Source organism: Streptomyces sp. NPDC050549 (assembly GCF_040655035.1).
GTDB lineage: Bacteria > Actinomycetota > Actinomycetes > Streptomycetales > Streptomycetaceae > Streptomyces.
Genome location: NZ_JBFAJD010000017.1, coordinates 192,750 through 203,991, shown reverse-complemented (window position 1 = coordinate 203,991; position 11,242 = coordinate 192,750). Strand labels below are relative to the sequence as shown.

At 67.3% G+C, this 11,242-nt stretch carries 11 protein-coding genes, 2 rRNA genes and 1 riboswitch; of the genes, 12 read left to right on the top strand and 1 reads right to left on the bottom strand.

Annotated features, from left to right (window positions below):
• The 12 genes from AB0I51_RS25160 to AB0I51_RS25105 form a co-directional block, all read left to right on the top strand.
• Positions 1-204, top strand: a 23S ribosomal RNA gene (locus tag AB0I51_RS25160); the annotation flags it as partial.
• 92 nt (positions 205-296) lie between these two features.
• Positions 297-413: ribosomal RNA gene (gene rrf, locus AB0I51_RS25155) — 5S ribosomal RNA — on the top strand.
• A gap of 110 nt (positions 414-523) precedes the next feature.
• Positions 524-1,132 carry a CDP-alcohol phosphatidyltransferase family protein gene (locus tag AB0I51_RS25150; RefSeq protein ID WP_362978676.1) on the top strand — a complete coding sequence of 203 codons (609 nt, stop codon included), beginning with the start codon at positions 524-526 and terminating at the stop codon, positions 1,130-1,132.
• 114 nt (positions 1,133-1,246) lie between these two features.
• Positions 1,247-3,742, top strand: coding sequence for a mannose-1-phosphate guanyltransferase (locus AB0I51_RS25145; protein ID WP_362978674.1), 2,496 nt, complete (start codon positions 1,247-1,249; stop codon positions 3,740-3,742).
• A 165-nt stretch (positions 3,743-3,907) separates the two neighbouring features.
• Positions 3,908-4,744, top strand: a complete 837-nt coding sequence (locus AB0I51_RS25140) for a DUF881 domain-containing protein (protein WP_362978672.1) — start codon at positions 3,908-3,910, stop codon at positions 4,742-4,744.
• Positions 4,741-5,073, top strand: a complete 333-nt coding sequence (locus tag AB0I51_RS25135) for a small basic family protein (RefSeq protein WP_019059351.1) — start codon at positions 4,741-4,743, stop codon at positions 5,071-5,073. The genes AB0I51_RS25140 and AB0I51_RS25135 overlap by 4 nt, the downstream gene beginning before the upstream one ends.
• A 5-nt stretch (positions 5,074-5,078) precedes the next feature.
• Positions 5,079-5,915 (top strand): DUF881 domain-containing protein, encoded by an 837-nt coding sequence (locus AB0I51_RS25130; protein ID WP_362978682.1) that lies wholly within the window; start codon positions 5,079-5,081, stop codon positions 5,913-5,915.
• Between the two features lie 61 nt (positions 5,916-5,976).
• Positions 5,977-6,858: an FHA domain-containing protein gene (locus tag AB0I51_RS25125; protein WP_362978670.1), complete on the top strand. Its 882-nt coding sequence runs from the start codon at positions 5,977-5,979 to the stop codon at positions 6,856-6,858.
• 42 nt (positions 6,859-6,900) lie between these two features.
• Complete coding sequence (locus tag AB0I51_RS25120) at positions 6,901-7,638, top strand: MerR family transcriptional regulator (protein WP_093624312.1); 738 nt, start codon at positions 6,901-6,903, stop codon at positions 7,636-7,638.
• 85 nt (positions 7,639-7,723) lie between these two features.
• On the top strand, positions 7,724-8,197 hold the full coding sequence (locus tag AB0I51_RS25115) for a bifunctional nuclease family protein (RefSeq protein ID WP_006123076.1): 474 nt from the start codon (positions 7,724-7,726) through the stop codon (positions 8,195-8,197).
• Between the two features lie 216 nt (positions 8,198-8,413).
• Positions 8,414-9,058: a MerR family transcriptional regulator gene (locus AB0I51_RS25110; protein WP_093624310.1), complete on the top strand. Its 645-nt coding sequence runs from the start codon at positions 8,414-8,416 to the stop codon at positions 9,056-9,058.
• 57 nt (positions 9,059-9,115) lie between these two features.
• Positions 9,116-10,618, top strand: coding sequence for a DNA polymerase IV (locus AB0I51_RS25105; protein WP_362978667.1), 1,503 nt, complete (start codon positions 9,116-9,118; stop codon positions 10,616-10,618).
• Here the strand turns inward: AB0I51_RS25105 and AB0I51_RS25100 are convergent.
• The gene (locus AB0I51_RS25100; protein ID WP_262061719.1) at positions 10,540-10,911 is read right to left on the bottom strand and encodes a PRC-barrel domain-containing protein; all 372 of its coding nucleotides are present in this window, start codon (positions 10,909-10,911) and stop codon (positions 10,540-10,542) included. The genes AB0I51_RS25105 and AB0I51_RS25100 overlap by 79 nt on opposite strands.
• A gap of 114 nt (positions 10,912-11,025) precedes the next feature.
• Positions 11,026-11,121: riboswitch (glycine riboswitch) on the top strand.
• Positions 11,122-11,242 lie beyond the last annotated feature (121 nt).

Here is an 11,242-nt window from a genome sequence, read left to right as displayed (position 1 = left end):
TTCTGCCAAGGGCATGGCTGGTTGGCTACGTTCGGGAGGGATAACCGCTGAAAGCATCTAAGCGGGAAGCCTGCTTCGAGATGAGTGTTCCCACCTCCTTTGAGGGGTTAAGGCTCCCAGTAGACGACTGGGTTGATAGGCCGGATCTGGAAGGCGGGTAACCGCTGGAGGTGACCGGTACTAATAGGCCGAGGGCTTGTCCTCAGTTGCTCGCGTCCACTGTGTTGGTTCTGAAACCACGAACAACCCCATTGCCATGGTCACGGCAGTGGTGCGGTTGATGTGTTTCATAGTGTTTCGGTGGTCATAGCGTGAGGGAAACGCCCGGTTACATTCCGAACCCGGAAGCTAAGCCTTACAGCGCCGATGGTACTGCAGGGGGGACCCTGTGGGAGAGTAGGACGCCGCCGAACTCCTTTTAGAGCTCTGGCTCTTGGGCATGCAGCCCAAGAGCCAGAGCTTTTTTGCGTTGGGGTAAGGTCAGGGGGCATCATTGGCACGTTTTCCCACAGGAGGCCCCCGGGTGGAGGTCCAGGAGACCCGCGTCCAGACAGACCGGGTGCTCACCATCCCGAACATCCTCAGCATGGCGCGCCTCGTCGGCGTACCCGTCTTCCTGTGGCTGATCCTGAGGCCCGAGTTCGGAGGCCCCAAGAGCGACACATGGGCGCTCCTGGTGCTGATGCTGAGCGGGATCAGTGACTACCTGGACGGTAAGCTCGCGCGGCGCTGGAACCAGATCAGCAGCCTCGGCCGGCTTCTTGATCCCGCCGCGGACCGGCTCTATATCCTCTCAACTCTCGTCGGACTCACCTGGCGCGAGATTCTGCCAATCTGGTTGACTGCTGCACTGCTGGCGCGAGAGCTGGTTCTGTTGGTAGTGGTGGGCATCCTCAGGCGTCACGGCTATCCGCCGCTGCAGGTGAACTTCCTGGGTAAGGCCGCGACGTTCAACCTGATGTACGCGTTCCCGTTGCTGTTGCTCAGTGACGGAAGTGGATGGCTTCCGTCACTCGCAGCGATTTTCGGATGGGCGTTCGCCGGATGGGGTACAACGCTGTACTGGTGGGCAGGAGTCCTCTACGTGGTACAAGTCCGCCGCCTGCTGCGTGCGGATGCCACGGCCGACTGACCTTGCCGATGGGGCGGTAACAGTCGCTCGATGGCCCGTTGCGCAAAAGTGCGGGACAATCTGGACTGGTGAAGTCGGCTAGACCGTCGTCTCTCAGAGGAGGACGCTTCCGACATGAAGGCCGTAGTGATGGCCGGAGGCGAAGGCACGCGCCTTCGCCCCATGACCTCAAGCATGCCCAAGCCACTGTTGCCCGTGGTCAATAGACCGATCATGGAGCACGTGCTGAGGCTGCTCAAAAGGCATGGGCTCAATGAGACCGTAGTCACCGTGCAGTTCCTGGCCTCGCTGGTCAAGAACTACTTCGGTGATGGCGAAGAGCTCGGCATGGAGCTCTCGTATGCCAATGAGGAGAAGCCACTCGGTACCGCCGGAAGCGTCAAGAACGCCGAAGAGGCGTTGAAGGACGATGCCTTCCTCGTCATCTCCGGTGATGCCCTGACCGACTTCGACCTCACCGAACTGATCAATTTCCACAAGGAGAAGGGTGCCCTGGTCACGGTCTGTCTCACCCGGGTGCCCAATCCGCTGGAATTTGGCATCACCATCGTCGACGAAGAGGGAAAGGTCGAGCGCTTCCTTGAGAAGCCGACCTGGGGTCAGGTCTTCTCGGACACGGTGAACACGGGTATCTATGTGATGGAGCCCGAGGTCTTCGACTATGTCGAGGCCGATGTTCCCGTCGACTGGTCCGGCGATGTCTTCCCGCAGTTGATGAAGGAGGGCAAGCCGGTCTACGGCTTTGTCGCCGAGGGCTACTGGGAGGACGTCGGTACTCACGAGAGCTATGTGAAGGCGCAGGCCGATGTCCTGGAGGGCAAGGTCGACGTCGAGATCGACGGCTTCGAGCTGTCGCCGGGCGTGTGGGTGGCCGAGGGTGCCGAGGTGCATCCCGACGCGGTTCTCCGCGGGCCGCTCTACATCGGTGACTACGCCAAGGTGGAGGCCGGCGCCGAAATCCGTGAGCACACCGTCATCGGTTCGAACGTCGTCGTAAAGACCGGGGCGTTTCTGCACAGGGCGGTCGTGCACGACAACGTGTATGTCGGCCAGCACAGCAATCTGCGTGGCTGTGTAGTCGGAAAGAACACCGACATCATGCGTGCCGCCCGGATCGAGGACGGCGCGGTCATCGGTGACGAGTGCCTGATCGGTGAAGAATCGATCGTGCAGGGCAATGTGCGGGTCTACCCGTTCAAGACGATCGAAGCCGGTGCCTTCGTCAACACGTCCGTCATCTGGGAGTCCAGAGGGCAGGCGCACCTCTTCGGCGCGCGCGGTGTGTCCGGGATCCTGAACGTGGAGATCACGCCGGAACTCGTGGTGCGCCTTGCCGGGGCCTACGCCACGACCCTCAAGAAGGGCTCCACGGTCACCACGGCCCGGGACCACTCCCGAGGCGCCCGTGCGCTCAAGCGGGCGGTCATCTCCGCCCTGCAGACCAGCGCCATCGACGTACGGGACCTGGAGAACGTACCGCTGCCCGTGGCCCGGCAGCAGACCGCGAGGGGCAGTGCCGGCGGAATCATGATCCGGACCACACCCGGGGTGCCGGACTCCGTCGACATCATGTTTTTCGACAGCCAGGGCGCCGACCTCTCGCAGGGGAGTCAGCGCAAGCTGGACCGGGTGTTCGCGCGCCAGGAGTACCGGCGTGCGTTCCCCGGTGAGATCGGGGACCTGCACTTCCCGGCCAGCGTCTTCGACTCGTACACCGGGTCCCTGCTGCGGAATGTCGACACGACCGGAATTGCCGACTCCGGCCTGAAGGTCGTGGTGGACGCGTCGAACGGCAGCGCCGGGCTCGTGCTGCCCAGCCTTCTCGGCAAGCTCGGTGTGGACTCGCTGACGATCAATCCCGGTCTCGACGAGTCCAGGCCGACGGAGACCGCGGACACGCGGCGGTCGGGGCTGGTGCGGCTCGGGGAGATCGTGGCCTCCGCGCGGGCGGCGTTCGGGGTGCGGTTCGACCCGGTCGGCGAGCGGTTGTCGCTCGTCGACGAGAAGGGTCGGATCGTCGAGGACGACCGGGCCCTGCTCGTGATGCTCGACCTGGTGGCCGCCGAGCGGCGCAGTGGGCGGGTGGCGCTGCCGGTGACCACCACGAGGATCGCCGAGCAGGTGGCGGCCTATCACGGGACGCAGGTCGAGTGGACGACGACCTCGCCCGACGACCTGACCAGAGTCGGTCGCGACGAGTCGACCATCTTCGGCGGGGACGGCAAGGCCGGTTTCATCATCCCGGAGTTCAGCAGTGTCTTCGACGGAGCCGCCGCCTTCGTACGACTCATCGGGCTGGTGGCGCGGACGCAACTCACGCTGAGCCAGATCGATGCCAGGATTCCGCGGGCGCACGTCCTGAAACGGGATCTCGCGACTCCCTGGGCCGTCAAGGGACTTGTGATGCGCCGGGTCGTGGAAGCGGCCGGTGATCGCTTTGTCGATACGACGGACGGTGTACGGGTGGTGGAGACCGACGGGCGCTGGGTGATGGTGTTGCCGGACCCGGCCGAGGCGGTTACTCATCTGTGGGCCGAAGGGCCCGACGACGCTTCCGCACAGGCCCTGTTGGACGAGTGGGCGGCGGTTGTGGACAGCGCCGGACGGTAAAACACGGAGCGCGCGCGTGCCGGACATGCCTCCCCAAGGGGGCCTGTCCGGCACGCCGGTGGGGCCATTCGGAGGTACAGGCCACCACGTGCGACGATGTGCGACATGCCGCAGCAGCCCCCCGTTCGGAGCACACCCACGCGCCCTGCGCGTCCGGACGCATCCATGTCGCTGCTCACCAACGTCATGGACCACAGCCTCGACGAGGGGTACGCAGAGGCCGCCGCCCGGAAGAAGGCCGAGGGCGCGAGCGGCATGCCGAAGACCCTCCGGACGAAGCTCGGTCTCGCAGCCGGCTTGGTGCTGGCGGCCCTTGTCGTCACCCTGGGAGCGGCGCAGGCGCGGGTGGCGGCCCCCGTGGTGGCCAAGGAGCGCCAGGAACTGATCGACCGTATCGACAATGAGACCAAGTCGGCGGACAAGCTGGAAGACACCGTAGACACGCTCCGGGACGACGTGAGCGCGCGGCAGCGGGCGGCGCTGAAGACCAGTGGCGGCAGCGGCCAGGCGGACCTGGTGAGCATGCTGTCGGGTGCCACCGCGGTGCACGGCCCCGGTGTGAAGCTCGTCGTCGACGACGCGAAGGAAGCCAGCAGCGGCGGGGGCGACAACCCGCGTGAGACCGCGGACTTCTCCGACACCGGGCGGGTACGCGACCGCGACATGCAGCGCGTGGTCAACGGACTGTGGGCGGCGGGCGCCGAGGCGGTCTCCGTCAACGGGCAGCGGTTGACGGCGCTGTCCGCGATCAGGGCCGCGGGCGACGCGATACTGGTCGACAACAGGCCACTCGTGCCGCCCTATACGGTGCTCGCGGTGGGGGACGGGAAGCGTCTGAGCACGAGGTTCCAGAACGGTGCCGACGGGCTCTATCTGAACGCTCTGGAAGACAACTACGGCATCAGGGCGGCCATCGCCGTGGAGAGCGATCTCCGGCTGCCCGCCGCGCCGAGTGTGATCGTACGTACAGCACAGCCGAGAACTGAGAAGGGCACATCGTGATCGCCGTACTGGGCCTCATCGTGGGAGTGGTGGCCGGAATCCTGGTCCGGCCTGAGGTGCCGGTGGTTGTCGAGCCCTATCTGCCGATCGCCGTCGTCGCGGCGCTCGACGCCGTCTTCGGTGGTCTGCGGGCGATGCTGGACGGCATCTTCGACGACAAGGTCTTCGTGGTGTCGTTCCTGTCGAACGTGGTCGTGGCCGCGCTGATCGTGTTCCTGGGCGACAAGTTGGGCGTGGGCGCCCAGCTGTCCACGGGTGTCGTGGTCGTTCTCGGGATCCGGATCTTCTCCAACGCCGCGGCCATTCGTCGGCATGTCTTCCGGGCGTGACGTCGATGAGCAACGAGGACGAGCAGCCGGAGAACAGGCTGCGCAGGGAACTGCCCGAAGAGGTACCGGCGTCTGCTTCTGCGGAGGCGCCGGTCGCCGAGGAGACGCCTGCTCCCACCGTCACGGGTCGGCAGCGGCTGGTGCAGGGGCTCTGGCCGCCGCGCGCCAGCAGGGCCCAACTCATCGTCGCCGTGCTGCTGTTCGGCCTCGGCTTCGGGCTGGCCGTGCAGGTCGCCTCGAACAGCAACAACGACAGCGCGCTGCGTGGGGCCCGGCAGGAAGATCTTGTGCGCATTCTCGATGAACTGGACGACCGTACTCAGCGTCTTGAGGACGAGAAGCAGGGTCTGCAGAAACAGCGCGACGAGCTGGAGAACAGCTCCGACCAGGCCGAGGAGGCCCGCAAGCAGACCGCCGAGAAGGAGAAGCAACTCGGCATTCTGGCGGGCACCGTGGCGGCGCAGGGACCCGGCATCACGATGACCATCGATGACACGAAGGGAACGGTCGAGGCGGACATGTTGCTCGATGCGGTCCAGGAGTTGCGCGCGGCCGGCGCGGAGGCGATCCAGGTGAACGGCGTACGTGTGGTGGCCGGCACCTATCTGACGGACTCCGACAAGAGCGTGAGTGTCGACGGGAACAAGATCAACGCCCCCTATCGTTTCAAGGTCATCGGCAAGCCGCAGGATCTCGAACCGGCGCTCAACATCCCTGGAGGCGTGGTGCAGACTCTGGAGAAGGAGCAGGCCACCGTTACCGTCGGGCGGTCGAGCAAGATCGTCGTGGATGCCTTGCGGGCCGCGAAGCAGCCTGACTACGCTCGGTCGTCCTCCCGGTGAACCGGGGGTGCATGGGGACCGTCCGGCGAGGGCATGAGGTTGCGGGGGGTCGACGCACCGATTGGGTGGTGCGTGGTGGAAACTGTCTGGTGGATACGGACGTTGTGAGGATGTCCGGGTCGACCGGTGTGTTCAATCAGGGTTCGTCCTGCCCCACGGGCGGGTCTGTTTCGGTCAAGGGGAATCGCCCGTGAAGTTGTTTGCGAAGTTGTTCGGCAAGAGTGCGAAAGAGAGTGGCGACAATCAGACCGCTCGCCATCGCGCACAACCGGACGCGGAGGGCCAGCGTCCGCTGTTCCGTGACCAGGTCGCTGGTCAGGGCACGCCGTCGGTTGACCCTGCGCAGTCCGGCGACATAGGTTTCGGGCAACCGTCAACCTCAAGTACGGGTGGAGGGTTTTCCCCTATGTCGGCCCTGGTGTGTACGAGGTGCGGTAACCGCAACGCGGAGAACAGCCGCTTCTGTTCCAACTGCGGTGCGCCACTGCGCCCCGGTGTGACCCCGGAGCGTGCGTCCGAGACGACGTCCACGATCTCCATCTCCGGTCTCGAGGCCTACGACGCCGAGGTGACCGGGCAGACACAGATGCCGACGCTCTCCCCGGAGGCGCAGGCGGCCGTCGACGCGCTGCCGCTGGGCTCGGCGCTGCTGGTGGTGCGCCGCGGTCCGAACTCGGGCAGCCGCTTCCTGCTGGACGGCGAGCTGACCACGGCCGGCCGTCATCCGCAGAGCGACATCTTCCTGGACGACGTGACGGTCTCGCGCCGCCATGTGGAGTTCCGGCGCGTTGCCGACGGTTCCTTCACGGTCGCCGACGTCGGCAGCCTGAACGGCACGTATGTCAACCGTGAGCGCATCGACTCGGTCCCCCTGGCCAACGGTGACGAGGTGCAGATCGGCAAGTACCGGCTGGTGTTCTACGCGAGCCAGCGGGGTTACTGACCCTCCTCGGACTGAGTCCGGGGGATTCCCCCAGGAAGGTCCATGCTTCAAACACCGAGCGGCGGTGCCGGGCACGGTACCGCCGCCGCGGACACCGGGCTGATGAGCATCGGCACGGTGCTGAACACGCTGCGCGACGAGTTCCCCGAAGTCACCATCTCCAAGATCCGTTTCCTGGAGTCGGAGGGGCTCATCGAGCCGCAGCGGACCCCTTCCGGCTACCGCAAGTTCAGCCCCGCCGACGTCGAGCGCCTCGGCCATGTCCTGCGGATGCAGCGGGACCACTATCTGCCGCTCAAGGTGATCCGCGAGCACCTCGATGCCATGGAGCGCGGGGAGGCCGCCCCGCTGCCCACTGTAGGCCGTCAACGCGACGGCGAAGTCGTCCTGGAGCCCGTGGAGGGCCCCACGGCGGCCCGGATCGGGCGGGCGGAGCTGCTGGCCGCCGCCGGGATCGGCGAGCAGGAGCTCGACGAGTGGGAGTCGTACGGGCTCATCGCTCCACTGCCGGACGGCGTGTACGACGCGGAAGCCGTCACCGTGGCCGGGCTCGTCCTGGAGCTGGGGCGGTTCGGGATCGAACCCCGGCACCTGCGCGCGATGAAGGCCGCTGCGGACCGCGAGGCCGGGCTCGTCGACCAGGTGGTTGCACCGCTGAAGCGGCACCGCAATCCGCAGACCAGGGCCCACGCGGAGGCCCGTACGAAGGAACTGGCGGGGCTCACGGTGAAGCTGCACGCCGCGCTGGTGCAGACCGCGCTCGGCGTGCGCCTGCCCTGAGCCGGGCGGGATTGCGGCAGCCTGATCGGTCACCCGATCCCGGCCCGACTACCCAAACGTCCCGGGCACGGCCTAGGGTTGCTGTGTGAACGAGCTCGATGTCGTAGGTGTCCGGGTCGAAATGCCCTCCAACCAACCGATCGTGCTCCTGCGTGAAGTGGGAGGCGACCGCTACCTCCCCATCTGGATCGGGCCCGGGGAGGCGACGGCGATCGCCTTCGCGCAGCAGGGCATGGCCCCCGCACGACCGCTGACCCACGACCTGTTCAAGGACGTGCTGGAAGCCGTCGGCCAGGAGCTGACCGAAGTGCGCATCACGGATCTGCGTGAGGGCGTCTTCTACGCCGAGCTGGTGTTCGCCAGCGGAGTCGAGGTGAGCGCCCGCCCGTCCGACGCCATAGCGCTGGCACTGCGTACCGGGACGCCGATCTACGGCAGCGACGGCGTGCTCGACGACGCCGGCATCGCGATCCCGGACGAGCAGGAGGACGAGGTGGAGAAGTTCCGCGAGTTCCTCGACCAGATCTCGCCAGAGGACTTCGGGACCAACAGCCAGTGAGACCGACGGCCGGCAGAGAAATGCTGGCATTTGCCACCGGCGTGTGAGAGCGTCCTGCGGCCCGCCGCGAGAGCATTCGGCTAGCCTTTCCCCGCGGTGGGGTACGGGAAACCACTCCTAGGGTGATTATCACTCGGCGTGCCTAGCGTGGCGATCGTTGACGCACCCCTGGTGACTGCCTACCGTCGAGAAGGCAGGTCAAGGACGGAGGTCGGCGTGAGAAGCAGCGGCGACGGTACGGCTGGGGGTGCCCCGGAACGCAGTTTCGGGGACAGTGGCCCGTACCCGCTTCATGGCAGTGCGGCCGATCACGCTCCGCATCGACCCACTGCCGTGCCGAGCAGCGGAGGGGCGACGTCCATGGCGTCCGAGCAGATCGGCTACCGGGGCCCTACGGCCTGTGCGGCGGCAGGCATCACCTATCGGCAACTGGACTACTGGGCGCGCACCGGGCTCGTCGAGCCCAGCGTGCGGCCCGCACACGGGTCGGGGACGCAGCGGCTCTACAGCTTCCGCGACGTAGTCGTCCTGAAGATCGTCAAGCGGTTCCTCGACACGGGTGTGTCGCTGCAGAACATCCGCAGCGCCGTTCTGCACCTGCGGGAGTGCGACTTCCGCGACCTGGAGCGCATGACGCTCATGAGCGACGGCGCCACGGTCTACGAGTGCACCTCGCCGGACGAGGTCCACGCCCTGCTCCAGGGCGGCCAGGGGGTCTTCGGGATCGCCGTGGGCGTGGTGTGGCGGGATGTGGAGAGCGCCCTGTCGCAGCTGCACGGGGAGCGCGTCGACACCGGCGAGACGCTTGTCGGGGTCAACCCCGCCGACGAACTGGCCAGGCGGCGCAACCGGGCCGTCTGAGGGCCCGGCAGGAGCTGTGGCGGGGCATTGTCAGTGGCGTAGGGCAGCATCGGAGATGTGAGAACCGCGCCCACGATCCTGCATCTCGACATGGATGCCTTCTTCGCCTCGGCGGAGCAGGCGTCCAAGCCGAGCCTGCGCGGGAAGGCCGTCGTCGTGGGCGGGCTCGGGCCGCGCGGGGTGGTGGCCACCGCGTCGTACGAGGCACGGGTCTTCGGGGTGAACTCGGCGATGCCCATGGCCCAGGCGCGCAGGCTCGCTCCGAATGCCGCATATCTCGTGCCCCGCTTCGGCTTCTACCGGTCGATCAGCGAGCAGGTGATGGCGCTGCTGCGGGCGCTCTCGCCGCTCGTGGAGCCGTTGAGCCTGGACGAGGCGTTCGTGGACCTGGAGGCCGGGGAGGCCGCCTGGGACGCCGAGTCCGCGCGGCGGGCCGGGGAGCGGCTGCGCGCCGACATACGGGCGGTCACGGGGCTCACGGGCTCGGTCGGCCTCGCCGCCTCCAAGATGCTCGCCAAGATCGCCTCCGAGCGTGCCAAGCCCGACGGGCTGGTGCTGATCGAGCCCGGGAGCGAGCGGGCGCTGCTGGGACCGTTGTCGGTGCGCACGCTGCCGGGGGTCGGACCGGCGACGGGCGACCATCTGCGGCGGGCCGGGATCACCACGGTCGACGAGATCGCCGAGGCGGGCGAGGACGAGCTCGTGCGACTCGTCGGCAAGGCGCACGGGCACGCGCTGTACGCCATGGCGCTCGCGCACGACGAGCGGCCCGTGGTGGCCGAGCGGGAGACCAAGTCGGTGTCGGTCGAGGACACCTACGACGTGGACATCCACGACCGGATCCGGGTGGGCCTGGAGGTGCAGCGCCTCGCCGACAGGTGTGTACGGCGGCTGCGTGGCGCCGGGCTGTCGGGGCGGACGATCGTGCTCAAGGTGCGGCGGTACGACTTCTCGACGCTGACGCGCTCCGAGACGCTGCGCGGGCCCACCGACGATCCGGGGGTGGTGCGGGAGGCCGCGGCGCGGTTGCTGGACTCCGTGGACACCACGGGCGGGGTGCGGCTGCTCGGGGTGGGGGTCTCCGGGCTCGCCGACTACACGCAGGAGGACCTGTTCGCGCAGGCGGCGGGCGAGCAGGCCGACCTTCTTGAGGAGGAGCACGCGGAGGAGGAAGAGGGCGGGGAGCAGACGGCGCCCGTCGAGCGGCGCTGGCCCTCGGGCCACGATGTGCGCCACTCCGGGTTCGGGCACGGGTGGGTGCAGGGCAGCGGGCTGGGGCGGGTCACCGTGCGATTCGAAACGCCGGAGGACGTGGGGCCCGGGCGGGTACGGACCTTCCGGACCGACGATCCCGAGCTGGAGCCGGCGGAGCCGCTGCCGTTGGTGACGCGGGACGCGGGTGAACCGACCGCGGCATCAGGGCAGTTGGTGGCACCGCCCCCGGAGAATCGAAGACCCGCCGCCCCTCCCGCTGCCTCGGCTCAGGTGTCGTCCGAGCCCGCCAGTTTGCCGAAGTCGCGGTCCGGGAGGGAGGGCGGTGGGGCCACGTCGAGGCCGTAGTGGTGGTAGAGCTGGAGTTCCTGGTCGGGGGAGAGGTGGCGGCCCACGCCGAAGTCGGGGGCGTCCTTGATCAGGGAGCGGTCGAACGGGATGTGCAGGGTGCCCTCGATCAGTTCGCTGGGCTCCAGGGGGACGAAGGCGTCCCTGGAGAACAGGCCGGTACGTATGGCCGCCCACTCCGGTACACCGGTCGCGTCGTCGAGGTAGACCTCGTCGATCGTGCCGATCTTGGCGCCGGTGCGGTCGAACGCCTTGCGGCCGATCAGGTTGCGCGGATCGATATCGGTCTGCACGGGCCCTCCTCCTGGTCGCAACTCATTCGTAAACTCTACAAAAGAGCACATTCGGGCCGGTGGCCACTCGAAAGCTCGGCTGCACCGCTCGCTGGTAGGCTGGCGAACGGCTGCTGACCCCGTGCGGGAGAGTCCTCCAGACTTCATCGGAGGCGCCGAAGGAGCAAATCCTCCCCGGAATCTCGCAGGCTCACGTACCGCACGGACGAGGTCACTCTGGAAAGCAGGGCGGGAGCCGGCGACGGCCCCCGCTCTCACCGACGGTGAAAGCCGGTGACCCTCGGGTGACCGGTGAAGCTCTCAGGTTGAGATGACAGAGGGGGAGGCCGTC